This window comes from Chitinophaga sp. 01L420 (assembly GCF_056399985.1).
Window position 1 is genome coordinate 22,883 of sequence record NZ_JBFTSK010000048.1, and the last position, 25,150, is coordinate 48,032.

The window sequence follows — 25,150 nt, forward strand, 5'->3', positions numbered from 1 at the left end:
GGGCGATCGTCTTTTGTTAATAGAAATAAAACGGGCTTTAAATTTCCAGGCGCAGGCCGTCATAAGCCAGGGCGGTTCCGGGAGGCAGTTCTTTAGATACTTCTTCATGCAATCCCAGCTGATGACTGATATGTGTGAAATATACTTCCGGCACTTCCAGTTCTTTACCCAGTGCGATGGCCTCTTCCAGGGTAAAATGTGAGATATGTGTTTCTTTACGCAGGGCGTTTAACACCAGTATTTTGGAGCCGCGGATCTTTTCTTTTTCTTCCGGCGCTACGTAGTTGGCATCTGTGATGTAAGTAAAATCATGGATCCGGAAACCTAATACCGGCATTTTATGATGCATCACATGTATTGGCGTGATGGTAAGTCCATTTACATCGAAAGGTTCATCTGCAATGGTTTTCAGGTTTATTTCCGGAATGCCGGGGTATTTAAATTCTGAGAAAGCATAAGGAAATTCACGTTTGATCACGCCCTGTGAAAATTCTGTGGCATATATATTAATAGCGGTTTTCTGAAAATAGTTGAATGCACGGATATCGTCCATGCCAGCAATATGATCTTTATGGGAATGGGTGATGAGCACAGCTTCCAGGTGGCCCACTTTTTCGCGAAGCATCTGGTAACGGAAATCAGGGGTAGTATCTATCACAATATTACCTGCTGGTCCGGTAATCATGATACTACTTCTTAAACGTTTGTCTTTTTTATCTGATGAGGAGCAAACTTCGCAACCACAAGCTATTACGGGGACTCCCTGTGATGTACCTGTTCCTAAGAATGTAACTTTCATCCAAAATCATTTGTCTGTTTAACCTATTCTGCTGTTTGTTCGGCTTCTGGCTCATCATTATCTGTCCCTGCTTCGGGGATAGGTTTGCTGGCCTGTATTTGTTTGTACAATTTATGCGATTCCGCTGTCAGCGCTTCTTCATCGAGCGGCAGGGTTGTTAAAATATCGATGAGGGTATTAATACGCCCTTCCAGGTTCAGAAATTTATTGATCACTACCACCTTCTTATGTTCCAGGATGCAGTAACCGGAGAGGAAACTACCTTTTTCGAAGCGCAGCACATATTTAGCCTCTTCAAAGATTTTTTCCAGCTTCGTCAGGTTATTAGGTGTGATTTTGATATTCATGAAGCAAAAATAATGATTTAGCTTTTAGCTTTTAGCCATTAGCTTTTAGTAAATGCCGCGAAATACATGTACTGTCGATCTCCGCTGCATTTACTAAAAGCTAAAAGCTAATGGCTAATAGCTATTTCGTCACCATTCTCGCAAATGGCACAATCATTTCTTCCAGGGAAATGCCTCCGTGCTGAAAGGTATTGCGGTAGTAGTTAACGAAATAGTTGTAGTTGTTGGGATAACAGAGATAGCCATCTCCTTTGGCAAAGATGTAAGAAGAATTCACGTTGGGCTTGGGTAAGCCGGCATCGCGGGGATCTCTGAAGGCCAGTACCTCTTTTGGATCATAGTTCAGATTACGGCCATGTTTGTAGCGCAGGTTGGTGGTGGTTTGTTTATCACCAATCACTTTTACGGGTGTTTTTACCCGTACGCTGCCATGATCTGTAGCGATGATCAGGTTTATTTTTTTATCGCTGATACGTTTCAGTGCCTGGTGAAGCGGACTGTGTTCGAACCAGCTGGCGGTAATAGAGCGGTAAGAAGCTTCATCTCCGGCCAGTTCCTTCAGTACTTCCATTTCTGTGCGGGCATGGCTGAGCATATCCACAAAGTTGTATACAATAACGCTCAGTGGATAATCCAGCATATTGTGAATGTTATTGAGCATGATTTGCGCATCTGCATGGTTGGTGACCTTGGTGTAGGAAAACCGGGGGTCCATTTTCAGCTGTTTCAGCTGAGCAGCAAAGAAATGTTCCTCAAACATGTTTTTCCCGCCTTCTTCGTCATCATTCTTCCATTCCTGGGGAAACCGGTGTTCAATATCTATGGGCAGCATGCCGGCAAAGATGGCATTTCGGCTATATTGGGTGCTGGTAGGTAAAATACTGTAGAAAGATTCTTCCTCCACCAGCCGGAATGATTCCTGGAAAATGGGCTGAATCGCTTTCCACTGGTCATAACGGAGGTTATCTATCAGCAGGAACACATTGGGAACGTTGGGGTCCAGGTTGGGCACTACTTTATCCCGGAACAGGGTATGCGACATCACCGGGGCTTCTTTCGTCTTGGGATGCAGCCAGTCGCTGTAGTTGCGGGCAATGAATTTGGAGAATTCGTTGTTGGCCTCTGTTTTCTGGGCATTGAACACTTCCAGCATTTCCGGGCTGTTGGCTTTAGCCATTTCCATTTCCCAATACACCAGTTTCTTGTAGATCTCCATCCATTCCGTGTAGTCCGGGTTGGAGCTGAGGGCCATAAAGAGACTGCGGAACTCCTGCTGGTAGGCGGTGGTGGTTTTTTCGGCTACCAGTCTTTTGTTATCAATTATTTTTTTGAGAGATAATAATACCTGGTTGGGGTTCACCGGTTTAATGAGGTAGTCGGTGATCTGGGAGCCAATGGCGTCGTCCATCACGTCTTCCGCTTCATTTTTAGTGATCATGACCACAGGGATCTGCTGATCTATTTCTTTAATCTTACCGAGCGTTTCCAGGCCGGTGATGCCGGGCATGGATTCATCCAGCAATACCACGTCTACCACCTGTTCTTTCAGAAATTCGAGGGCATCATACCCGTTTGTGAGGGCAGAAACTTTATAGCCTTTGCTTTCCAAAAAAATAATTTGTGATTTCAGCGACTCAATTTCATCATCTACCCATAGTATATTTATCTGGCTCATAGTAAGATTTAAGGTTCCGGTAAAAAAAGAAAATTACCCTTATTTTTTGGCAAATATCATTCCCCGTCTATCATTTGCCGGTAATTATATGTTAAAAAGAACACATCACGGTAAAATGATGGCAGTAAAAAGTGGGAGGGCTGATAAAGTTATTTACCTTCGCATCCATAACATTTAATTACCTGTAACCTACCAATTGTTTTTTACTGTCATAGGGGTTTCGTGGACGGAGAACGTCATTATAAGTAAAAAAATTACATATAATTAATTCATGGTGTAGTTTTGCATACCCGCACCAGGGATTTCAGACGAGGACGCCCCCGTCTGAAAGGTATAATTAAATGCAATGACCGAACGCAAGCGAAAAATTGTTAATGATCCGGTGTATGGCTTTATTACCATAGATCACCCGTTGATTTTTAACCTCATTTCACATCCATATTACCAGCGGCTCCGCCGCATACATCAGATGGCGCTGGCGCAGCTGGTGTATCCCGGTGCTATGCATACGCGGTTTCATCATAGCATGGGGGCATATCACCTCATGAGTATGGCTTTACAGGAACTCCGGAGCAAAGGAGCAGCCATTACCCCGGAAGAGGAAGTAGCAGCTAAAATGGCCATTTTGCTGCATGATATAGGGCATGGACCATATTCCCATGCACTGGAGAACGGTATTATAGAGGGCGTGTCTCATGAAGAGATATCCCAGTGGCTGATGGAAGACCTGAACAGGGAGATGAATGGCGCCCTGTCACTTACACTGGATATTTTTAACGGACGATATCATAAAAAATTCCTGCACCAGCTGGTGTCAAGCCAATTGGACGTAGACAGGATGGATTACCTGAACAGGGACAGCTTCTTTACCGGTGTGGCCGAAGGCACCATCGGGTACGACCGCATTATAAAAATGCTGACGGTTCATCATGGAGAGCTGATGGTGGAGGAAAAGGGGATTTATTCTATAGAGAAGTTTATCATAGCCCGACGGCTGATGTACTGGCAGGTATACCTGCATAAAACGGTACTGAGTGCGGAAAACATGCTGGTAAAGATCCTTTGCAGGGCCAAAGCCCTGGCACAGGAAGGGCAACAGTTGTTTTGCTCACCCGCGTTGTCATATTTCCTGTATAACACGGTTACCAAAAACAATTTTGAGCGGGAGCCGGATTGTCTGCGGTTATTTTGCCTGCTGGACGACTATGATATTATGAGCGCTATAAAAGTTTGGACAACACATGAGGACAAAGTTTTGTCCCTTTTGTGTAAATGGTTGATAGACAGGAATTTATTCAAAGTAGTATTAAGTAACCAGGCATTTGACGGCAGTGCGGAGCAATTATTGAAGGAACAGGTAAGACAAAAATGGGGCATTGATGGCGCCGACCTGGATTACTTCGTTTTCTCCGGTGCGGCCACGCTGAGGGCTTATAACGTTAATGATGAGAAGATCAATATCCTATTTAAAGACGGAACTGTAAAAGACATTTCCTCCATCGACAATGCACTGATTAGCCATACTCTGGCGATACCGGTAAAAAAATTCTACATTTGTCATCCAAAAATTCAGGCTAACAACGTTTTATAAGGAATAAAATGTTAAAGAATAAGTTCATACTATCCGGTGTAGCCTGGAAAACATTACAATTTTAAATTATGCAGTTTAGCGCATTACAATTAGCTACCATGTTAGATGGTAAGCTGGAGGGAAATCCGGACGTAAAGGTGAGCAACATCGCCAAGATTGAGGAAGCTGGCGAGGGCATGCTCAGTTTCATTGCCAATCCTAAATATGAAGAATTCATATATACCACCAATGCCTCCATTCTGATCGTGAATGAGAGCCTGGTGATAGAGCGTCCGATTAAATCGACCCTGATCCGGGTAAAAGATGCTTACAGCAGCTTTGCCCTGTTACTGGAGCAGTACAGGTACCTGACGGGTAATAAATCGGGTATTCAGCAGCCCTCCTATATTCCCACTTCGGTGAAAATGGGAGAAAACGTGTTTGTGGGTGCTTTTGCGTACCTGGGAGAAAACGTGGTGCTGGGTAACAACGTAAAAATATATCCTGGTGTATATCTGGGTGATAATGTGATCGTTAACAACGATTCTATCTTATACCCCGGTGTAAAAGTATATGATAACTGTATTGTAGGCAGCCGCGTAATGCTGCATGCCGGTTGCGTAATTGGTGGCGATGGCTTCGGTTTCGCACCACAACCGGACAGTTCCTATAAAAAGGTACCACAGATTGGTAACGTAGTGATCCATGATGATGTGGAAATAGGCGCCAACACCACCATCGACAGAGCCACCATGGGCAGTACCGTGATCCGTAAGGGTGTAAAACTGGATAACCTGATCCAGGTGGCCCATAACGTAGACATTGGTACCAACACGGTGATTGCTGCACAAACAGGCGTTTCCGGCAGTACCAAAATAGGACAGAACTGCGTAATAGGAGGACAGGTAGGCATGGTGGGACATATCCACATTGCTGACAGTACCAAAATCAATGCACAGAGCGGATTGTCCAAGTCTATTACCATTCCTAACACCTCCCTCACAGGCTCTCCGGCGTACGATTATAAAAGTTCGCTGAAAAGTCAGGCAATTTTTAGAAATTTGCCGGACCTTGAAAAGCGCGTAAAGGAGCTGGAAGAGATGGTAAAACAGCTGCTGCAGGAAAGAGCAGGTGTATAATTGATTACTGGTCAAATAGTTACATATTAGTTAGCTTATTATGGAAAATCAACAGTTGCAATACCAACATACCCTGAAAGGCGAAATCACCTTATCGGGTATTGGCTTGCATACAGGCGCCTATGTTAATATGACACTCAAGCCTGCCACGCCAGGACATGGGATTAAATTTCAACGTATAGATCTGCCGGGACAACCTATCGTCAAAGCCGATGTGGATTATGTAGTGGAAACAACCCGCAGCACTACGCTGGAGCACAACGGCGCCAGAGTGAGTACCGTAGAACACATCATGGCTGCTCTGGCAGGAACAGGTGTGGATAACGTACTGGTCGAGTTGGACGGTGGAGAAATTCCTATCATGGACGGTAGTTCCTATGCATTTATCGAAGCCATTGAAAACATTGGCCTGCAAAACCAGGATGCCAAAAAAGTATACTATACTATTGATACCAACATCAGTTATTATGATGAGAAGAAAAAGGTAGAAATGGTAGCCATGCCAGCGGTAGACTATCGTATTACCTGTCTGATCGACTTCAATTCCCCGGTACTGGGCACCCAGCACGCAAAAATGAAAGGTATTGAAGAGTTCAAAACAGAGATTGCGCCTTGCCGTACCTTCTGCTTTTTACATGAACTGGAATACCAGCTGTCTCTCAACCTGATTAAAGGTGGTGACATCAACAACGCCATCGTTGTGGTGGACAAACCGGTAACAGATGAAGAACTGTCCCGTTTAGCCAAAGTATTTAACAGGGAAACCATTTCTGTACAGAAAGAAGGTATCCTGAACAATATCGAATTACGCTTCCCGAACGAACCGGCACGTCACAAGCTGCTGGATGTGGTAGGCGACCTGGCACTGATCGGCTACCCTATCAATGCCCATATCATTGCCAACCGTCCCGGCCATGCATCCAACGTGGAATTTGCCCGTGCAATCAAAGCGTATATCAAAAAGAACAAGCATAATAAAGACGTACCTGTTTACGATCCTAATCAGCCACCTGTATTCGATACCCCGCGTATTGAAAGAACATTGCCGCACCGTTACCCGATGCTGCTGGTAGATAAGATCATTGAACTGGGTGAAGAGAAAGTAGTAGGTATCAAGAACGTTACCTTCAACGAAGGCTTCTTCCAGGGTCACTTTCCTGGCAACCCGGTAATGCCGGGCGTGCTGCAACTGGAAGCACTGGCACAGGTAGGTGGTATCCTGGCACTGAACCGCGTACCGGATCCTGAAAATTACGATACTTATTTCCTGAAAATAGACAACTGTAAATTTAAGTCGAAGGTAGTTCCGGGTGACACTATGATCCTTAAAATGGAGTTGCTGAGCCCAATCAGAAGAGGACTTGTAGAAATGCGGGGGACAGTATTTATCGGCAATAAAGTAGCTACTGAGGCCGACATGATAGCACAAATTATAAAAACAAGAGAAGGCAAATAATAGCAATGATCCACCCGCTAACATACATACATCCGGACGCCAAAGTTGCGCCTAATGTAAAAATTGATCCATTTACCGTTATACATAAAAACGTGGAAATCGGTGATGGTACCTGGATAGGTTCCAACGTAACTATTATGGAAGGAGCCCGCATCGGCAGAAATTGCCGTATTTTTCCAGGTGCTGTTATTTCTGCCATCCCTCAGGATTTAAAATATGCGGGTGAAGAAACAACCGTAGAAATAGGTGACAATACCACTATCCGTGAATACGTAACCATTAACCGCGGTACCAAAGACAAATGGAAGACCGTTATCGGGAGTAACTGCCTGATCATGGCCTACAGTCATATTGCACACGATTGCGAAGTAGGTAACTACTGCGTATTTTCCAATAACACCACCCTGGCCGGACACATTACTGTGGGCGACCACGTAGTACTGGCAGGGATGGTAGCTATCCAGCAGTTTTGTAAAGTAGGTGATCACGCCTTTGTAACCGGTGGTTCCATGGTGCGTAAAGATGTACCTCCTTTCGTAAAAGCTGCCCGCGAACCATTATCCTACGTAGGTGTAAATTCCGTTGGATTAAAGAGAAGAGGATTTTCCCTGGAAAAAATCAACTCTATCCTGGATATATACCGGGTGATATTTGTGAAAGGCTTTAAATTATCCAAAGCTATTAACATCATTGAAGCTGAATTCCCAGCCACCGATGAAAGAGATGAGATCCTGTCATTCATTCGTGAATCAGGTCGTGGTATTATGAGAGGCTATACTTCCCGCACCAATGACGATATCTCTTAACCAGGCAGGTAAGCGTTTTAACTACGACTGGATCTTCCGGCGTGTAACCCTCACCTTTAGTGAAGGACAACGTTATGCTATCCTGGGACCCAATGGTTCTGGAAAATCAACATTATTACAGGTTATCAGCGGTGCCATTCAACACAATGAAGGCACCGTTACCTATAGCACACCGGAAAAACCCATCGCTCCTGATGCGTTTTTCCGGTATTGTGCCATTGCAGCTCCTTACCTGGAGCTCATCGAAGAATTTACGCTCACAGAAATTATTCAATTTCATCAGCAATTCAAAGATTTTCTGCCAGGCATTACCCCCGCCAGGGCCATGGAAATGGTAGGACTGGAAAAAGCAGCCAACAAGCAACTGCGTAACTTTTCTTCCGGTATGAAGCAACGTATTAAGCTGGCGTTGGCCATCTTATCAGATGTGCCCGTACTGTTACTGGATGAACCCTGCACCAACCTCGATGCTGCCGGCACCGCCGTGTATCAGCAACTCATCACTGAATATGGCGGCAACCGCCTTATCATCGTCAGCTCCAATGATGAACAGGAATACTTCATGTGCAAAGAGCATATTCATATTCAGGATTACAAATAACACTTGTTTTTAAAAGGGAATATTATCTTCGTAAAAAGCTAAATGCTATATGAAGACTGCCAGTAAGAAAGTGATCAATGGCTGGGCAATGTACGATTGGGCTAACTCGGTGTACAACCTCGTTATCACCACTACTTTTTTCCCTATCTATTTTTTAGCGGTTACCAAAGAACATGTTTCTTTCCTCGGAATGAATTTTGTCAACTCCGCTTTATACAATTACACCATGGCAGCAGCTTACCTGCTGGTAGCCATCGCCTCTCCTATCCTCTCTTCCATTGCGGATACCAGGGGAAATAAAAAGAATTTCCTGCGCTTCTTTACTATCCTGGGGTCGCTCTCCTGTAGTGCGCTTTTTTTATTCAACGGCGACCGGCTCATGCTGGGGGTCGTTTGTTTTATGCTTTCTACCGTAGGCTATTGCGGAGGATTGGTATTTTATAATTCCTATCTCCCGGAAATTGCCGCTCCTGAAGACAGGGACCGGATCAGCGCCCGGGGCTTCAGTATGGGATACATTGGCAGCGTGCTTTTACAACTGCTGGGCTTTGCCCTGGTAGTACTGGGTCCTAAGCTGGGTATGGATGAAAGCTTACCAGTACGAATTACCTTCTTACTGGTAGGTGTGTGGTGGTTTGGTTTCGCACTGATTACTTTTGCCCGCCTCCCCGATAGCATCGGTACAATGACCAAACACACTGGTGGCGCATTGACAGAAGGATTTACCGAATTACGCAAAGTTTATGCACAGGTAAAACAATTACCAGTGCTAAAAAGATTCCTGCGTGGCTTCTTCTTCTACAGCATGGGTGTACAAACTGTGATGATGGCAGCTACAATATTCGGGAGTAAAGTATTGCACCTGGAAGCCTCCATGCTGATCGTTACGGTAGTGATCATCCAGGTAGTGGCCATTGCTGGTGCATGGAGTATGGCCAGACTTTCTACCAGATTTGGGAATCTGCGTGTATTGATTGGCGTTATATTGCTCTGGGTAGGCATCTGCATCGCTGGCTATAAAATGCAAACCGCTATGCACTTCTATTTACTGGCTACCGCGGTTGGCCTGGTGATGGGAGGTATACAATCCCTCAGCCGTTCTACTTACGCCAAGCTGATGCCGGAAACCCAGGATACTACTTCCTTCTTCAGTTATTATGATGTAACAGAAAAACTATCCATCGTTATCGGTATGTTTTCCTTTGCCTATATTGATGACCTGACTGAAGATATGCGCAACTCGGTACTGGCGCTGGTCGTGTTTTTCGCGATTGGATTGGTATTTATTATTTCTGCGTTGCGCAAACAAAGACAAACGGTTTAGTTACTAAATAATGGGGTTATTTGGATATTTGGTGCGCAGAATTGGGTAACTTTCTGCTACTAAATATCCAAATAACAAGTGTTATGAAATTATACACCATTGAAACGGGGTTCTTCAAACTGGACGGTGGCGCTATGTTTGGCGTAGTTCCCAAAACGATGTGGAATAAACTGAACCCGGCAGATGAAAACAACCTTTGTTCCTGGGCCATGCGCTGCCTGCTGATTGAAGATGGTAACCGCCTCATATTGGTAGACAACGGTATTGGCGATAAACAGGATGCAAAATTCTTTAGTCACTATTACCTGCATGGTGATGCCACACTGGACAAATCCCTCGCGGCACATGGCTTTCACCGGGATGATATTACCGATGTATTCCTGACGCATCTCCACTTCGATCATTGCGGCGGTAGCATTATCAAACAAGGCGACAAACTGGTACCTGCTTTTAAAAATGCCATATACTGGAGTAATGAAGATCACTGGAGGTGGGCGACTCAACCTAACGACCGGGAAAAAGCGTCTTTCCTCAAAGAAAATATTCTGCCGATACAGGAAAGTGGTCAGTTGAAATTTGTGGATCACCTGGAAGGCGTTTCTTTTACTGATAACATTTCTATCCGGTTTGCCAATGGTCATACCGATGCCATGATGCTGCCACAAATCAACTATAAAGGAAAAACCATTATATACATGGCAGATCTGCTGCCTTCTATCGGACATATTCCACTTCCATATGTGATGGCATATGACATGTTTCCGTTAAAAACATTGCAGGAAAAAAAGAGCTTTTTACAGGAAGCCACTGATAAACAATACATACTGTATTTTGAACATGACCCTGTAAATGAATGCTGTGTGTTGCAACAAACCGATAAGGGCATCCGGGCAGGTGAAACTTTTGCATTAGGTGACCTGTAGCCCCCCTGTCAGTCTGTCACAATTTATGCTGCTGCATTATATTTGATAGAAGAGAGTATGGCTATACACATAACAACAGATAATAAATTGAAAAAACTGATCGTTGTGGGCGACCGCGTGCTCATTAAGCCTACTACTCCCCACGATCGCACCAGCAGCGGATTATATCTGCCTCCCGGCGTGCAGGAAAGAGAGAAAGTACAGCGTGGCTATGTTATTAAAACAGGTCCTGGTTATGCTATTCCTGTACCGGCTGATACCGATGAAGCCTGGAAACCGGAAGAAGAGAAGGTAAAATATATCCCTTTACAGGTAAAAGAAGGCGATTTGGCCATTTTCCTGCTCAGTGGCTCTACAGAGGTAGTATACGGAGAAGAAAGCTATTATATAGTGCCCCAAGGGGCTATTTTAATGCTGGAACGGGAAGAAGACCTTTGAAACGATCTTACCTCTTCATAAAATAAAAAATCTGCTACCAACATAGCAGATTTTTTATTTTATGAAGAGGTAAGATCCACTAAGCTTTATATTCCATGACATCTGCCGGCTGGCATGCCAGTACCCGGCAAATTTCGTCCAACGTTGAAAAGCGGTCCGCTTTTTATTATCTTCATAAAAAAATACGTCATGGCCAATCAGGATGCATTTCTGGATTATATCAAAAGCGGCTATACATTTCAAGGCGAGCATTTCAAACTCGGCTGTGCCATGTTGAACGGAGAAGTAGTAACCGGCGCAGATGTATTCCTTCCTCTTAAAACCCTCAATCGTCACGGACTGATTGCAGGTGCTACCGGTACAGGTAAAACCAAAACCTTACAGGTAATTGCAGAAGGCCTCAGCGATGCCAGCGTACCGGTATTGCTGATGGATATTAAAGGAGACCTGAGTGGCATTGCCGCAGCAGGCACTGCTAACCCTAAGATAACAGAGCGTTACCAGAAAATTGGTGGCACCTGGAGTCCGGCAGCCTATCCTTCCGAACTGCTGTCACTCAGCCAGGAAAAAGGCGTGCGTTTACGTGCTACAGTCAGCGAGTTTGGGCCTATTCTCCTATCCAAGATCCTGGAACTGAATGACACACAAGCCGGCCTGGTAGCCATGTTGTTCAAATACTGCGATGATAATAAACTGCCTTTACTGGATCTGAAAGATTTCAAAAAGGTATTACAATATGCCAGTGATGAAGGCAAAGCTGACCTGGAAAAAGATTACGGTAAAATATCTACTACCTCTACCGGCACGGTGCTGCGTAAGGTAATAGAACTGGAACAACAAGGTGCTGCCTCGTTTTTCGGAGAGAAGTCATTTGAAGTGGATGACCTCATGCGCGTCAGTGATGATGGTCGTGGTATCATCTCTATCCTGCGCGTAAATGATATACAAGACCGTCCCAAACTCTTCTCCACCTTCATGCTTAGCCTGCTGGCAGAATTATATGCCACCCTGCCGGAAGAAGGTGACCTGGACAAACCCAAGCTGGTAATGTTTATTGACGAGGCACACCTGATCTTCAATGAAGCCAGTGATGCCCTGCTCAAACAAATAGATACGATCATAAAACTGATTCGTTCCAAGGGCGTTGGCATTTTCTTCTGTACCCAAAATCCCATGGATGTTCCGGCATCTGTATTAGGACAACTGGGGCTCAAAGTACAGCATGCACTGCGTGCCTTTACCGCCAACGACCGCAAAACAATCAAGCAAACAGCTGAAAACTATCCGTTATCAGATTTCTATAAAACAGATGAACTGATTACGCAGATAGGTATAGGCGAAGCCCTCATTACCTGCCTGAATGAAAAAGGAGTACCTACTCCCCTTGCCGCCACCATGCTGGTATCTCCGAGGTCCCGCATGGATGTATTAACGACCGCAGAAATTGACGGCCTCGTTACCAATTCCAAACTGGTGAAAAAATACAGCCAGGAAATTGACAGCGAAAGCGCCTACGAAATATTGACGGCCAAGCTGCAGGAAGCGGCAGATAAAACAGCGGCGCAGGAAGCACCCAAAGCTGCCGGGAAACAAAAAGAAGAAAAAGGTTTCCTGGAACAGGTGATGGACAGCTCAGCAGCACGACAGGTAGGTCGTACAGCCGCCAACGTTATCACCCGCAGTTTACTCGGCGCCCTCGGACTCGGCGGCCGCAGCAGTAAAAGCAAAAGCTGGTTTTAATTATGCAACAGGCAGCTATACGCTGCCAGCTTACATCAATATATAAAGAGTATGAGTAGAATTATTAAAACGGGCGTATGCTCGTACGGCATGTCCGGGCAAATCTTTCATGCCCCGTTCCTGTACGTGAACCCGGGATTTGAATTTACAGCAGTAGTAGAAAGAAGTAAAAATCTGGCACAACAACGCTATCCTAACGTTAAAGTATATACGAGCGTTGAAGATATGCTTGCCGACAAAGACCTGGAACTGATTGTGGTAAACACACCCAATTATACCCACTTCGACTACGTGAAAGCAGCCCTGGAAGCAGGAAAGAATGTAATCGTGGAAAAACCTTTTACCGTACACGCCAAAGAAGGAGAAACCCTCGCGGCATTGGCGGCAGAGAAAGGATTGTTGCTGAGTGTATACCACAACCGCCGCTACGACAGCGACTACAAAGTAGTGAAACAGGTACTTCAATCCGGCCAGCTGGGCGATGTGCTCGAAGCAGAAATACATTACGACCGCTTCAAAGAAGAACTGAGCTACAAGAAACATAAGGAGCTAGGCGGTCCTGGTACCGGTGCCCTGTATGATCTCGGCTCTCACCTGATCGATCAGGCCATTACCCTATTTGGTATGCCTAAATCCGTATTCGCTGATATCCGCATCATCCGCAAAGACTCTGTAGTAGACGATTACTTTGAACTGGTACTCTACTATGATCATCTGCGCGCGCGTGTTAAATGCAACTACCTTGTACGCGAAGCCCTGCCTGCTTATCAGCTGCATGGCCGCATCGGTTCCTTTATCAAAACGAAATCAGATATCCAGGAAGCACAACTGCAAAGAGGCCTGTTCCCGAATAGTCCGGACTGGGGCGCAGAGGCGCCACATGAGTGGGGACTGTTACATACTGAAATAGATGGCAAAATAGTGAAACAGTTTATTCCAGGTGGCAGTGGTAATTACATGGATTATTACCAGGGTATCTACGAAGCATTGGTGAATAAAGCCGCCAACCCGGTACCACCGCAGGATGCTATTAAAGTAATCAGGGTAATTGAAGCTGCCTTTGAAAGCAGTAAAGAAGGGAAAGTTGTGGCTTTATAATAAAGCCTTTTCATAAACTGGCAGCGCGTGTATCAACGATTGATACACGCGCTTTTTTTAACTGACGGTAGATAACCTGCCGGCGTCATCACGTATAACGAGGCCTTCTTCATTGAGAAACTGCAATACTTCCATCAGGTCGCTGCGCTTCACTTCCGGCATTTTGCTTTGCAGCAAACTAAAAAGCAATGGTTGTTCCTGCAGAAAGGTGATAACGGTATCGGATATACGCTTAAAGGTGGCAGCATCCATGGGCTGGACTTTCTTCTTTAAACAGATATCGCAAACACCACAATTGGCAATTTCTTTTTCTCCGAAATAGGTGACTATTTGTTGTGTGCGACAGGTATTACGGTTACGGGCATACGCAAACATCGCTTCCAGCCTGTCTGCATATACTTTTTTCCGTACCTCTACCCTCGCCATATTAATACGTAATTGTTGTGACGACACGCGCTCCTGTAAAAAGCACAACTGTGGCTCATCCCGACGAGGTTGATATTTCAGAATTCCATACTGATGCAACTGTTGCAGCTGTGCCGCAATATCATCATCTTCCATCAGCATAATACGGCCTATCTGTCTTTCGTATATAGGTACTGCGTTATCAAAAATACCTTCATAGGTACGTAGCAGCGTTTTGATAATTTCTTCCAATGCCGGATATGCACTTTCAAATTCATACAGGGATTCCTTGTTGGTAACGAATTCCGCACGGGAAGGCAGGAATACGCTTTCGCTCAGTTGCAGCACACCTTCCTGTTCCAGCAGCTTCACGGCGCTATAGGTGATCGTAAGGTTTAGTTGAAAAGTGCGGGCGAAATCGTTGATATCAAAATCGAAATACATGCCCTCTGCACTACCTACAGGTACCTGCAGGTAGTTAACGATGCCCTGGTATACTTCGCGGATCTGCTCCAGAGTAGGGAATTGCAGCGCAATTCGTTCCTGCATATCCGTTAGTTCTTCTTCATTATACAGCAGTACGGCGTATGCTTTCTGTTCATCACGACCGGCACGTCCTGCCTCCTGGTAGTAGGCTTCCAGACTATCGGGCATATCATAATGCACCACTATGCGCACATCCGGTTTGTCGATCCCCATACCAAAGGCATTGGTACATACCATGATGCGCGTTTCGTTATTGATCCATGCTTCCTGCCTTGCTGCGCGTTCTGCCTGTGGCAGTCCTGCATGGTAAAAGCTGGCCGGAATACCTTGTAATTCCAGCAGGGAGGCAATTTCTTTGGTGCGTTTACGGTTGCGGCAATACACGATGCCACAGCCTGGTACCCGATCCAGGATATGTTTTACTTTATCAATTTTAGTGGCTTCTTCCAGTACGCTGTAGGAGAGGTTCGCACGCGCAAAGCTTTTGGTAAACACTTTGGCGTCCTTCATCAGCAGTTTATCACAGATATCTGTCTGCACCTTAGGGGTAGCAGATGCGGTGAGTGCCAGCACGGCGGCTTCCGGGAAAAAACTGCGTATATCCGCAATCTGCAGGTAGGCCGGACGGAAGTCGTAGCCCCACTGAGAAATACAATGTGCTTCATCTACCGCTATCAGGCTTACAGGCAAACCATCACAATAGGTTTGAAAAAGTTTGCTCAGGAGTCTTTCGGGAGATACATACAAAAACTTGCATCCTCCGCGGCGGGCCGCCTCCAGAACTCTTTCCACCTCTTTATACTGCATCCCTGAATAGATAGAATATGCCGTAATACCTCTCTTTTTGAGGTTGGCTACCTGGTCTTTCATGAGCGCAATGAGCGGTGTAATCACCAGGCACAAACCTGGTTTCATCATTGCCGGTACCTGGAAACAAATAGATTTCCCACCACCCGTAGGCAACAGTGCCAGTGTATCCTGTCCTGCCAGTATGGAGTTTACAATATCTTCCTGTAGTGGTCGGAACTGGTCGTATCCCCAGTATTGCTGTAATATGGCGACGGGCGTATTCAAATAAAAATTTAATGGTTATTGCGAAGATAGCTATTAGCCATTAGCTTTTAGCTTTTAGCAGAATGCAGCGGAGAACATAATATAATATGTTTATCTCCGCTGCATTCTGCTAAAAGCTAATGGCTAATAGCTACTTTTTAATGGCTAATAGCTACTTTCTTATACCGCAGGCGAACAGAGTTTACTGCAAGTACTACATCTGATAGTCCCATGATACCGGCACCCACAATGGGGTTCAGGAATCCAAGGGCTGCTACCGGGATCGCTACTACGTTATAAATAAATGCCCAGAAAAGATTCTGTTTAATAGTCAGGTAAGTATGTTTTCCCAGGCCCAGTGCCAGTGGCAGGGTGCCCAGGTTATTATTCAGCAGTACTACATTGGCACTTTGCATGGCTACCTGGGTAGCATCGCTGAGCGAAATACCGATGGTGGCTTTAGCCAATGCGGGGGCATCGTTAATACCATCTCCCACCATTGCGGTAGGTGCGGTTTTCATGAGTGCATCAATTTTCTGCAGTTTCTGTTCAGGCGACTGCTCAGTATATACTTCTGTGATGCCCAGCTTTTCCGCCAGCTCCTGGCATTTGCGGGTGGTATCACCACTCAGCAGAATGGATTTGATGCCGGACTGCTGCAGCTGTGCCACTACCGTGGCGGCTTCGGGCCTTATTTCATCGGTAAAATTGATCCAGCCGGCCAACTGACCATTTTTAATGAGGTACAGGTTATGACTATCATCAGCCGTTAAACCAGCTGCCATGCGGAAGGAACCTAACTGCCATTCGTTACCGGCTTTATCACCGGCACGCATTCCCAATCCTTTGTGCTCCCGCACCTGCTGTAAAGGCAGCTCCCCGGCCGATTTCCAGATAGCGGCAATAGAGCGGGCAATAGGGTGGGATGAATATTTTTCAAGACTGTATACCACCTGTTTAAAGGCTTCTTCCGGCATATCAAAAAAGCGGTATTCGCCCAGCTGCAACTTTCCGGTGGTGAGGGTACCTGTTTTATCAAATACTACCTGCCGGATGTCTTTGAACATTTCCAGCGTATGACCTCCTTTAATCAGGATGCCATTACGGGCTGCCCGCCCCAGGCCTACCATCACGGCGGCCGGCGTAGCCAGTCCCATGGCGCATGGACAGGCTATTACCAGCACGGCTACACTCCGCATCATAGCGGTAGCCAGGGTAGTATGTCCAATAAAATACCAGCCCAGGAAAGTGATCACAGCAATGCTCAGTACCAGTGGTACAAAGATCGCGCTGATACGGTCTGCCAGTTTCTGCATAGGTGGTTTATCGGCCTGTGCCTGTTTCACCAGCTCTATGATATAGGAAAGTACCGTATCCTTGCCTGTGGCGGTGATAAATACCTTGATGCTGCCATCTTCCAACAGTGTACCGCCTATAACTTTATCTTTTTCTTTTTTGCTGACAGGGGTGCTTTCGCCCGTGATCATGGATTCGTTGGCATGACCGCTTCCCCAGTAGATGGTGCCATCCATAGGGATTTTATCGCCTGTATTTACCAGCACGCAGTCGCCGGTACGGAGGGTCCGGTTATCTACTTCATGAATATGTTCATGACCATGATCGGTGTTGATAAGCCTCGCGGTAGTAATCTGCATACGGGCCAGGTTCGAAATGGCGCTGGTAGTTTGTTTTACGGATTTCTCCTCCAACATATTTCCCAGGAATACCAGGGTAATGATGGCGGCAGTAGTTTCGTAAAACATATAATCCGGGTTGCCATATATCACGGTGCCCACAAAACTATAGGCAAATGCCGCGGTAGCGCCCAGTGTTACCAGCACGTCCATATTGGCCATGCGGTTTATCAGGGAGCGGACGGCACTGCGGCCGAAGTGCCACATCCCCGTCAAATACACTGGCAATGTAAGCCAGAATTGCACCCATGGCTGATGTAGCCAGGGCCAGCTTACCCACATATGTAACAGCAGGGGCAATGTAAATATGAGACAAAAAACAAATTTGAATGTAAGAGTGGTATAAATCTTCCGCTCCGTGGGTTTATCTTCCGGCAGTATTACCCGATATCCCATCTGGGTAATACCATTGAGCACTTCCTTGGAATCCGCTCCGGCCGGCGCGGTAAAATGTACCTCCTCTGTGGCAAAGCTGACGCTTACGTCCTGCATACCTTTTTTTTCCAGGTATTTGGAAACGCCGAGTGCACAACTGGTGCAATGCATTCCTTCTACCTTGCAACTTACTGGTGTCATCTGACATCTTTCCTCCTGGTTACAAAGTTATCAGTTGATAAGATAGGCAGGGTAAATATTATTGCAACGGAGAGGCATTTGAAAGGGGGATATTTATGTAAATTCGCGGATGCAATGGACATTTACGCTGGATCAATTACCCGAAACAGCCCGGCAATTCTGGGAATATTTTGCTGACAAACAGGTATTTACGCTGGACGGCCCCATGGGAGCCGGAAAAACCACGCTGGTAAAGGCTTTATGTGCGGCTAAAGGAGTGGAAGACGCTACTGCCAGTCCCACTTTTTCCATCATTAACGAGTATGCTTATCATGATGCGCAGGGGCAGGCCCGCCGCATTTTCCACCTGGACCTGTACCGGCTGAAAGATGAAGACGACGCCATTAGTGCCGGTGTAGAGGACACCCTCTACCAGGATGCTATCAGCTTTGTGGAATGGCCGCAAGTGGTGGCACATATGTTACCCCCGGATACCATACATCTGCAACTGGAAGTACAACCGGATCAAAAAAGGGTACTGCGCGAAATCGCTTCCTCTCTCAAATGATGTATCTTTGAATACTTCGATTTAAAAAAACTGAACACGCATATGGAGCAAAGGCAAAAACCTGTAGTAAGTGCTGGCTTTACCTATTCACCACTGGAAGAAACGTTGGATATTCCCCAGAAAAATTCCCGTTTGTTTATAGGTATTCCTAAGGAAACATCTTTCCAGGAAAACCGGATAGCCCTTACGCCCGATGCAGTCAGCATTTTAGCGGCACACGGACATCACATAGTAGTAGAACATAAGGCTGGTGACGGATCTCACTATTACGATACCGACTATTCAGAAGCCGGGGCAGAAATAGTGTATGATAAAAAGGAAGTCTTCAAAGCGGAGATCATCGTAAAATCCGCTCCCCTGAATGATGAAGAAATAGAATTACTGCATCCCCACCAGATCGTCATCTCTCCTATTCACCTCGCCGCGCTGAAAGCGCCACAGGTAGAGAAAATGATGGAAAAGCGCATTACGCTGTTATCTTTTGAAAACCTGAAAGATGATGCCGGCACTTATCCGATTGTAAGGGCGATGAGTGAAATTGCCGGAGGCGCTTCTATGCTTATTGCAGGACAATATCTCAGCAACGACAACAAAGGAAAAGGTATCCTGCTGGGAGGTATTACCGGCATCCCACCTACCAAAGTGGTGATCATAGGCGCTGGTATTGTGGGCGAATTTGCTGCCCGCACCGCATTGGCACTGGGATCTTCCGTAAAAGTATTCGATAATAATATCTACAAACTGAAAAGGCTGCAGAACAATATCGGGGTACGTGTATTCACTTCCGTTATCCAGCCAAAAGTACTGGCAGAGCAGCTGCGTAATGCAGATGTGGCCGTAGGTGCTTTATCTTCGCAGAGCGGACGTACGCCCATCGTGGTGAGCGAATCCATGGTCAGCAATATGAAGGCCGGCTCCGTGATTGTAGATGTAAGCATTGATCGTGGCGGTTGTTTCGAAACCTCTGAAATCACTACTCACGAAAACCCGGTCTTTAAAAAGTACGATGTAGTACATTACTGCGTACCCAATATTCCCTCCGGATTTGCCCGTACCGCCTCCGAAGCTATCAGCAATGTGCTGATGCCTTTACTCGTGGAAGCTGCTGACGATGGCGGGTTCGAGAACCTGGTATGGATTAAGCGGGGCGTACGTAATGGTATTTACCTGTATAAAGGCGCACTGACCAACTACCACCTGAGCGAGAAATTTAAATTGAAATATACCGACCTGGAATTGCTGCTGGCAGTGAAAGGATAACGATATCACTATACATAAAAATGCCGTGGGGATAAATTCTCCACGGCATTTGTATGTATAACCAAACACCTATACTTCCAGGGTATACCCCATCAGGATAGCTGCGATAATAATAATACCTACTACAATTCTGTAGTAACCCCACATTTTAAATCCGTACTTTTTCACGGCACCGATAAAGAATTTAATGGCGCCCAGGGCTACCACAAAAGCCACGATGTTACCAATCACCAGGAGTTTCAGGTTATCAGGATGTGCCATCAGCAGCTCTTTTCCTTTCAGCAGTTTATAGCCGGTAGCAGCTGCCATGGTAGGTACTGCCAGGAAAAAGGAGAATTCTGCCGCTACGCTGCGGGAAAGCTTTTGCTGCATACCGCCAATAATAGAGGCCGCACTGCGGCTGGTACCCGGAATCAGGGCCAGACACTGGTAAAAGCCTATACGCAAAGCCGTAAAGATGCCTATTTTTTCTTCTGTCAGAATAGTAGGTTCTTTAAACCAGTTATCTACAAACAGCAGCACAATACCACCTAACAGCAGCATTACACCCACCGTAAGCGGACTTTCCAGCAGGGCATCTATCTTTTTGCTGAACAGGAAACCCAGGATCAGCGCGGGGATAACTGCCACCACCAGCTTGAAGTAAAAGCTTAAACGGTTTTTATCGAATACCAGGAATTTTTTCCAATAGAATACCACTACTGCCAGGATAGCACCCAGCTGAATTACCACTTCAAATAGCTTGGTAAATTCATCTTTACCAATGCCCAGCAGTGCGCTTACAATAATCATATGACCGGTGGAAGAAATAGGCAAAAATTCTGTTAGCCCCTCCACAATGGCAATGATAATAGCTTGAAAAACGTTCATCGAATTTAATATGGTTAAAAGTGAAAAAAAAAGCGATGATTGCTCATCGCTGTAAGAATACTTTTATAGGAACAAATTATGCATTCGTTTTTGGACGGCGCATAATAGCATATACTTCCACCAGCAGACCCAGCACAATTACGATTGGGGCCAGGGTAATTCTGCGGAAACTATATACCTGCTCTGGTTTAAAGCTGTTGGGATCATTAGAGTCGCCTCCCATCATCAGGAAAAAACCCAGTATAATCACCACAATACCGGCCAGCATAAATTTGTAATTCTCTTTTGGGAAAATAGGGCGGCTGTTGGCCAGTGCTTCTTCTGTAACAGGTGCATGTTTCGAAGCCGGGTTTGCGCTTGTTTTAGCCATAGTGTTTGGTATTATATATCTTCAGTTAAAGATGTTAAATTAATAAAGATCGTCCAGTTTCAGGCGCAGGTACTTCATCACGGAGCGGTGTGTGCTCACCAGGGAAATACAGATCCCGATCAGGATCATGCCTATAAACATGAATGCAATCATCAGATTATCACGTAAACCGGCCAGTTCAGGCAGCAACTTATCTGCCAGCGACATAATGCCGATCAGTCCTGCTATGGCAATCAGTGCTGCAATAGCCCCGTTGGCAATGCTGCGCAGATCGAATGGTTTGGCAATAAACCAGCGGGTAGCTCCCACCATTTGCATGGTTTTAATGAGGAACCGGTTGCTGAACATAGCCAAACGGATGGTATTATCTATCAGGAAAATTACCACCAGACATAACAGGCCGCTTATGATCAATATGATCAGGCCTATCCTGTTAACGTTTTCATTCAGTTTGCTCACCAGCATACGCTGGTAGGAAATTTCCCTTACAATGCTTTGCTGCGACAGGTTATTTTCAATAATCTTCAAACTGTCGTTGTTAACATAATTGGCGTTGGCCTTTATGTTAATGCTGCTGTAGAGCGGATTGTATTGCAAAAGGGTGATAAAATCCTCCCCGAAATCCTTTTTAAAACGTTGGGCGGCCATGTCCTTGGACACATACTCAATGGACTTGATGTATGGTTTGTGGGCCATGGAATCGCGTAGTGCCAGTGCCTGGCTTTCTTTAACATTATCTCTCAGAATGACCTGTACCTCAATGCTTTCCTTAAAATACACGCTTAACTTATTTGCATGTATTACCACCAGACCCAGTGTGCCCAGTAAAAACAATACCAGTGCTACACCAATGATGGAGTACAGGTAGGATGGTTTCGACTTCTTTGCTGATGATTTCCCGGATTGCGCCATTAATCTGCAGTTTATCGGCGAAAATAATAAAAATTAGTAGTTATGTGTTTAATTTTGCCAACCCGATCAGGTAATACCCCCAATCCGGGCAATAGAATGGCAATATATAGAGATGTTGGGGAATGACATTGGTGTATTAATGAATTTAACATTATTTTGCTGAACAGGCATTATTACAATTTTATAAATTATAACTGATAACGCCTTAATGACCGGATGTATTGTTATATCCGGCCTAATTAAGGTCCATCTACAACCGATATGGAATACAATTTCAGGGCAATCGAAAAAAAATGGCAGGAACAGTGGGAGCAATCGCATGCTTACCGCGTTAGCAATGACAGTCCAAAGCCCAAATGTTACGTACTGGACATGTTCCCCTACCCTTCCGGTGCGGGTCTTCACGTAGGACACCCCCTGGGATACATTGCAACAGACATTTATGCACGCTATAAAAGGCTAAAAGGCTTTAATGTACTACATACCATGGGGTATGATGCCTTTGGCTTACCTACGGAACAATATGCCCTCGAAACAGGTCAGCACCCTGCGGTAACTACCGAACAAAATATTAAAGCTTTCCGGGAACAACTGGATAATATCGGCTTCTGCTACGATTGGGACCGGCAGGTAACCACCAGCGACCCTTCCTATTATAAATGGACACAGTGGATATTCCTGCAGATCTTCGAAAGCTGGTATAACCGTACCAGCCAGAAAGCAGAGCCTATCAGCACCCTGGTGAATATTTTTGAGCAAGATGGCAATGCCGGCCATAGCTGCCCCGGTGACCGGACCATACAGTTCACAGCTACCCAATGGAAAAGCTATGCTGAAAAAGAACAGCGGGACATCTTAATGCAGTATCGCCTGGCTTACCTGGCGCATGCCGAAGTTAACTGGTGCGCTGCACTAGGTACCGTACTCGCCAATGACGAAGTAGTAAACGGCGTGAGTGAACGTGGTGGTTTCCCGGTAGTGAAAAAGAAAATGAGCCAATGGTTCCTCCGTATCACCGATTACGCCAACCGCCTGCTGGAAGGACTGGAAACAGTATCCTTCAGCGATGCCATGAAAGAAATGCAGCGTAACTGGATCGGTAAGAGCCAGGGAGCAGAAATAAAATTTGCCGTAAAAAACTCCACCGAACACGTGGAAGTATATACTACCCGCCCCGATACCATTTTTGGTGTAGACTTCATGGTAGTGGCACCCGAGCATGATCTTGTAAAGTTAATTACCACCCCGGAACAACAGGGCGAAATAGATAAATACCTCGATTACGTTCAAAGCCGCTCTGAGCGCGAGCGTATGGCCGATGTAAAACAAATCACCGGTTGCTTTACCGGTGCCTACGCCATCAATCCATTTGATGGCCGCGAAATCCCGGTATGGATTGCAGAATACGTGCTGGCCGGTTACGGTACCGGCGCGATTATGGCAGTGCCATGTGGCGACCAGCGCGACTTTGGCTTTGCCAAACATTTCAATATCCCCATCACCAACATCATCGGCGATGCGTTTAACGGACAGGAAGCCAATCCCACCAAAGACGCCAAACTGCAAAACAGCGGTTTCCTCGATGGTATGGACATGAAACCAGCCACCGACATAGTGATCAACAAGCTGGAAAAAATGGGTATCGGCAAACGCAAGATCAACTATAAAATGCGCGATGCCGGCTTTAGCCGTCAACGTTACTGGGGCGAACCTTTCCCCATCCTATACAAGGATGGTATTCCTTACGCCATGGACGAAAAAGACCTGCCGCTGGAATTACCACATGTGGAAAACTATAAACCAGGCGCTGAAGGAGAAGGCCCGCTGGCCAACATCACCGACTGGGTGAATGTAGCCCCCGGCGTAAAACGCGAAACCAACACCATGCCCGGATATGCAGGTAGCAGCTGGTATTTCCTCCGCTACATGGATCCGCATAATACACACACCTTTGCAGACCGTAAAGCCACCGACTACTGGAACCAGGTAGATGTATATGTAGGCGGTACGGAACATGCCGTAGGTCACCTGCTGTACTCCCGCATGTGGACCAAAGTGCTGTACGACCTGGGACATATTGGTTTCCAGGAACCGTTTAAATCGCTGATCAACCAGGGCATGATTGGTGGTAGCTCAAGATTGGTGTACCGCGTTCGTGGTACCCACCAATATGTTTCCGTTGGATTAAAAGATCAGTACGAAACAGATGAGCTGCATGTGGACGTGAATATTGTAGATGGTGTGGAACTGGATACCGAAGCATTTAAGAAGTGGAAACCGGACTTTGCAGATGCTACCTTCATTCTCGAAGACGGCAAATACCTCTGTGGCGTACAGCTGGAAAAAATGAGTAAGCGTTTATTCAATACCGTAAATCCAAATGACCTCGTAGAGAAATACGGTGCTGATACTTTCCGCATGTACGAAATGTTCCTTGGCCCGGTAGAGCAGTCCAAACCATGGGATACCAAAGGTATTGAAGGCGTACACCGCTTCCTCAAAAAACTGTGGCGCCTGTTTGCAGACGAGCAAAAAGGTATCCTGGTAAATGAGCAGGCTCCTACTCCGGAGGAACTGAAAATATTGCATAAATCTATCCAGAAGATAGATCACGATACTTCCAGCTTCTCCTATAACACCGCTGTAAGCCAGTTTATGATCTGCGTAAATGAACTCGCTACCATGCGCTGTCATAAACGCAGCATCCTGGAACCATTGCTGATATTACTGACACCATATGCACCGCACTTGTGCGAAGAACTGTGGCAGTATGTAGGCAACAATGAAAGCATCCTGAATGCGCCTTACCCGGTATTTGATGAGCAATACACTAAAGAAAGTGCATTCAATTATCCAATTGCTATTAACGGTAAAACCCGCTCTGAAATAGGCTTTTCACTGGACGCTGCTATTCCTGATATGGAGAAAGAAGTACTGGCCAACGAAGTAGTACAGAAATGGCTGGAAGGAAAAGCACCAAAGAAGGTAATTATTGTAAAAGGTAAAATGATTAACGTAGTAATTTAATCACTGCGCAGATCTTTAAAATATAAAGGCTGTC

The 25,150-nt window shown here is 45.7% G+C and carries 21 protein-coding genes and 1 pseudogene; 13 read left to right on the forward strand and 9 right to left on the reverse strand.

All coding sequences use genetic code 11. From position 1 onward, the window contains the following. Window positions 1–37: 37 nt before the first annotated feature. The 3 genes from AC1DP6_RS30425 to porX all read right to left on the reverse strand — a co-directional run bounded on the left by AC1DP6_RS30425 (window position 38) and on the right by porX (window position 2,821). Window positions 38–799 (reverse strand): MBL fold metallo-hydrolase, encoded by a 762-nt coding sequence (locus AC1DP6_RS30425; RefSeq protein WP_477058259.1) that lies wholly within the window; start codon window positions 797–799, stop codon window positions 38–40. Between the two features lie 23 nt (window positions 800–822). Then, window positions 823–1,146: a hypothetical protein gene (locus AC1DP6_RS30430; protein WP_477058260.1), complete on the reverse strand. Its 324-nt coding sequence runs from the start codon at window positions 1,144–1,146 to the stop codon at window positions 823–825. A gap of 121 nt (window positions 1,147–1,267) precedes the next feature. Continuing rightward, a complete protein-coding gene (porX, locus tag AC1DP6_RS30435) occupies window positions 1,268–2,821 on the reverse strand; it encodes a T9SS response regulator signal transducer PorX (RefSeq protein ID WP_477058261.1) in 1,554 nt (517 codons plus the stop codon). A gap of 346 nt (window positions 2,822–3,167) precedes the next feature. On the opposite strand from porX, the gene AC1DP6_RS30440 reads away from it, so the two are divergent. The 8 genes from AC1DP6_RS30440 to AC1DP6_RS30475 all read left to right on the forward strand — a co-directional run bounded on the left by AC1DP6_RS30440 (window position 3,168) and on the right by AC1DP6_RS30475 (window position 11,078). Continuing rightward, window positions 3,168–4,412, forward strand: a complete 1,245-nt coding sequence (locus AC1DP6_RS30440; protein WP_477058262.1) for an HD domain-containing protein — start codon at window positions 3,168–3,170, stop codon at window positions 4,410–4,412. A gap of 68 nt (window positions 4,413–4,480) precedes the next feature. Next, a complete protein-coding gene (gene lpxD / locus AC1DP6_RS30445) occupies window positions 4,481–5,530 on the forward strand; it encodes a UDP-3-O-(3-hydroxymyristoyl)glucosamine N-acyltransferase (RefSeq protein ID WP_477058263.1) in 1,050 nt (349 codons plus the stop codon). A 40-nt stretch (window positions 5,531–5,570) separates the two neighbouring features. After that, window positions 5,571–6,986: a bifunctional UDP-3-O-[3-hydroxymyristoyl] N-acetylglucosamine deacetylase/3-hydroxyacyl-ACP dehydratase gene (locus AC1DP6_RS30450; RefSeq protein ID WP_477058264.1), complete on the forward strand. Its 1,416-nt coding sequence runs from the start codon at window positions 5,571–5,573 to the stop codon at window positions 6,984–6,986. Between the two features lie 5 nt (window positions 6,987–6,991). Further along, the gene (gene lpxA / locus AC1DP6_RS30455; RefSeq protein ID WP_133807316.1) at window positions 6,992–7,792 is read left to right on the forward strand and encodes an acyl-ACP--UDP-N-acetylglucosamine O-acyltransferase; all 801 of its coding nucleotides are present in this window, start codon (window positions 6,992–6,994) and stop codon (window positions 7,790–7,792) included. Beyond that, window positions 7,776–8,393 carry an ABC transporter ATP-binding protein gene (locus tag AC1DP6_RS30460; RefSeq protein ID WP_441576516.1) on the forward strand — a complete coding sequence of 206 codons (618 nt, stop codon included), beginning with the start codon at window positions 7,776–7,778 and terminating at the stop codon, window positions 8,391–8,393. The genes lpxA and AC1DP6_RS30460 overlap by 17 nt, the downstream gene beginning before the upstream one ends. A 49-nt stretch (window positions 8,394–8,442) precedes the next feature. After that, window positions 8,443–9,717, forward strand: a complete 1,275-nt coding sequence (locus AC1DP6_RS30465) for an MFS transporter (protein WP_477058265.1) — start codon at window positions 8,443–8,445, stop codon at window positions 9,715–9,717. A gap of 83 nt (window positions 9,718–9,800) precedes the next feature. Continuing rightward, window positions 9,801–10,640: an MBL fold metallo-hydrolase gene (locus tag AC1DP6_RS30470; protein ID WP_477058266.1), complete on the forward strand. Its 840-nt coding sequence runs from the start codon at window positions 9,801–9,803 to the stop codon at window positions 10,638–10,640. A 57-nt stretch (window positions 10,641–10,697) separates the two neighbouring features. After that, window positions 10,698–11,078 carry a co-chaperone GroES gene (locus AC1DP6_RS30475; RefSeq protein ID WP_441576513.1) on the forward strand — a complete coding sequence of 127 codons (381 nt, stop codon included), beginning with the start codon at window positions 10,698–10,700 and terminating at the stop codon, window positions 11,076–11,078. Window positions 11,079–11,157: 79 nt separating this feature from the next. Here the strand turns inward: AC1DP6_RS30475 and AC1DP6_RS30480 are convergent. Beyond that, window positions 11,158–11,226 (reverse strand): annotated as a pseudogene (locus AC1DP6_RS30480) (helix-turn-helix domain-containing protein); the annotation flags it as partial. Between the two features lie 41 nt (window positions 11,227–11,267). On the opposite strand from AC1DP6_RS30480, the gene AC1DP6_RS30485 reads away from it, so the two are divergent. Both AC1DP6_RS30485 and AC1DP6_RS30490 read left to right on the forward strand, forming a co-directional pair. Further along, window positions 11,268–12,818, forward strand: a complete 1,551-nt coding sequence (locus AC1DP6_RS30485; RefSeq protein WP_477058267.1) for a helicase HerA-like domain-containing protein — start codon at window positions 11,268–11,270, stop codon at window positions 12,816–12,818. Between the two features lie 51 nt (window positions 12,819–12,869). Further along, the gene (locus AC1DP6_RS30490) at window positions 12,870–13,916 is read left to right on the forward strand and encodes a Gfo/Idh/MocA family oxidoreductase (RefSeq protein ID WP_477058268.1); all 1,047 of its coding nucleotides are present in this window, start codon (window positions 12,870–12,872) and stop codon (window positions 13,914–13,916) included. A 57-nt stretch (window positions 13,917–13,973) separates the two neighbouring features. Here the strand turns inward: AC1DP6_RS30490 and AC1DP6_RS30495 are convergent, their stop codons facing one another. Together AC1DP6_RS30495 and AC1DP6_RS30500 are read right to left on the reverse strand one after the other, a co-directional pair. Then, entirely contained in the window at window positions 13,974–15,881 is a 1,908-nt protein-coding gene (locus AC1DP6_RS30495; RefSeq protein ID WP_477058269.1) for a RecQ family ATP-dependent DNA helicase, read from the reverse strand. 137 nt (window positions 15,882–16,018) lie between these two features. Further along, window positions 16,019–18,130 (reverse strand): heavy metal translocating P-type ATPase, encoded by a 2,112-nt coding sequence (locus AC1DP6_RS30500; protein ID WP_477058270.1) that lies wholly within the window; start codon window positions 18,128–18,130, stop codon window positions 16,019–16,021. 109 nt (window positions 18,131–18,239) lie between these two features. On the opposite strand from AC1DP6_RS30500, the gene tsaE reads away from it, so the two are divergent. Then, window positions 18,240–18,677: a tRNA (adenosine(37)-N6)-threonylcarbamoyltransferase complex ATPase subunit type 1 TsaE gene (gene tsaE / locus AC1DP6_RS30505; protein ID WP_477058271.1), complete on the forward strand. Its 438-nt coding sequence runs from the start codon at window positions 18,240–18,242 to the stop codon at window positions 18,675–18,677. 42 nt (window positions 18,678–18,719) lie between these two features. Then, window positions 18,720–19,937, forward strand: coding sequence for an alanine dehydrogenase (locus AC1DP6_RS30510; RefSeq protein WP_331960054.1), 1,218 nt, complete (start codon window positions 18,720–18,722; stop codon window positions 19,935–19,937). A gap of 69 nt (window positions 19,938–20,006) precedes the next feature. Here the strand turns inward: AC1DP6_RS30510 and AC1DP6_RS30515 are convergent, their stop codons facing one another. The 3 genes from AC1DP6_RS30515 to AC1DP6_RS30525 form a co-directional block, all read right to left on the reverse strand. Then, window positions 20,007–20,807, reverse strand: a complete 801-nt coding sequence (locus AC1DP6_RS30515) for an undecaprenyl-diphosphate phosphatase (RefSeq protein WP_477058272.1) — start codon at window positions 20,805–20,807, stop codon at window positions 20,007–20,009. Window positions 20,808–20,883: 76 nt separating this feature from the next. Continuing rightward, a complete protein-coding gene (locus tag AC1DP6_RS30520) occupies window positions 20,884–21,177 on the reverse strand; it encodes a DUF3098 domain-containing protein (RefSeq protein ID WP_477027061.1) in 294 nt (97 codons plus the stop codon). A gap of 39 nt (window positions 21,178–21,216) precedes the next feature. Beyond that, window positions 21,217–22,089 carry a cell division protein FtsX gene (locus AC1DP6_RS30525; protein WP_441576502.1) on the reverse strand — a complete coding sequence of 291 codons (873 nt, stop codon included), beginning with the start codon at window positions 22,087–22,089 and terminating at the stop codon, window positions 21,217–21,219. A gap of 261 nt (window positions 22,090–22,350) precedes the next feature. On the opposite strand from AC1DP6_RS30525, the gene leuS reads away from it, so the two are divergent. Further along, entirely contained in the window at window positions 22,351–25,116 is a 2,766-nt protein-coding gene (leuS, locus tag AC1DP6_RS30530; protein WP_477058273.1) for a leucine--tRNA ligase, read from the forward strand. Window positions 25,117–25,150 lie beyond the last annotated feature (34 nt).

Coding starts and splice junctions, on each gene's coding strand:
- AC1DP6_RS30490 (WP_477058268.1), top strand. CDS start 12,870: ATGAGTAGAATTATTAAAACGGGCGTATGCTCGTACGGCATGTCCGGG.
- leuS (WP_477058273.1), top strand. CDS start 22,351: ATGGAATACAATTTCAGGGCAATCGAAAAAAAATGGCAGGAACAGTGG.
- AC1DP6_RS30450 (WP_477058264.1), top strand. CDS start 5,571: ATGGAAAATCAACAGTTGCAATACCAACATACCCTGAAAGGCGAAATC.
- lpxA (WP_133807316.1), top strand. CDS start 6,992: ATGATCCACCCGCTAACATACATACATCCGGACGCCAAAGTTGCGCCT.
- tsaE (WP_477058271.1), top strand. CDS start 18,240: ATGCAATGGACATTTACGCTGGATCAATTACCCGAAACAGCCCGGCAA.
- porX (WP_477058261.1), bottom strand. CDS start 2,821: ATGAGCCAGATAAATATACTATGGGTAGATGATGAAATTGAGTCGCTG.
- AC1DP6_RS30440 (WP_477058262.1), top strand. CDS start 3,168: ATGACCGAACGCAAGCGAAAAATTGTTAATGATCCGGTGTATGGCTTT.
- AC1DP6_RS30430 (WP_477058260.1), bottom strand. CDS start 1,146: ATGAATATCAAAATCACACCTAATAACCTGACGAAGCTGGAAAAAATC.
- AC1DP6_RS30475 (WP_441576513.1), top strand. CDS start 10,698: ATGGCTATACACATAACAACAGATAATAAATTGAAAAAACTGATCGTT.
- AC1DP6_RS30425 (WP_477058259.1), bottom strand. CDS start 799: ATGAAAGTTACATTCTTAGGAACAGGTACATCACAGGGAGTCCCCGTA.
- lpxD (WP_477058263.1), top strand. CDS start 4,481: ATGCAGTTTAGCGCATTACAATTAGCTACCATGTTAGATGGTAAGCTG.
- AC1DP6_RS30510 (WP_331960054.1), top strand. CDS start 18,720: ATGGAGCAAAGGCAAAAACCTGTAGTAAGTGCTGGCTTTACCTATTCA.
- AC1DP6_RS30515 (WP_477058272.1), bottom strand. CDS start 20,807: ATGAACGTTTTTCAAGCTATTATCATTGCCATTGTGGAGGGGCTAACA.
- AC1DP6_RS30460 (WP_441576516.1), top strand. CDS start 7,776: ATGACGATATCTCTTAACCAGGCAGGTAAGCGTTTTAACTACGACTGG.
- AC1DP6_RS30485 (WP_477058267.1), top strand. CDS start 11,268: ATGGCCAATCAGGATGCATTTCTGGATTATATCAAAAGCGGCTATACA.
- AC1DP6_RS30525 (WP_441576502.1), bottom strand. CDS start 22,089: ATGGCGCAATCCGGGAAATCATCAGCAAAGAAGTCGAAACCATCCTAC.
- AC1DP6_RS30520 (WP_477027061.1), bottom strand. CDS start 21,177: ATGGCTAAAACAAGCGCAAACCCGGCTTCGAAACATGCACCTGTTACA.
- AC1DP6_RS30500 (WP_477058270.1), bottom strand. CDS start 18,130: ATGACACCAGTAAGTTGCAAGGTAGAAGGAATGCATTGCACCAGTTGT.
- AC1DP6_RS30465 (WP_477058265.1), top strand. CDS start 8,443: ATGAAGACTGCCAGTAAGAAAGTGATCAATGGCTGGGCAATGTACGAT.
- AC1DP6_RS30470 (WP_477058266.1), top strand. CDS start 9,801: ATGAAATTATACACCATTGAAACGGGGTTCTTCAAACTGGACGGTGGC.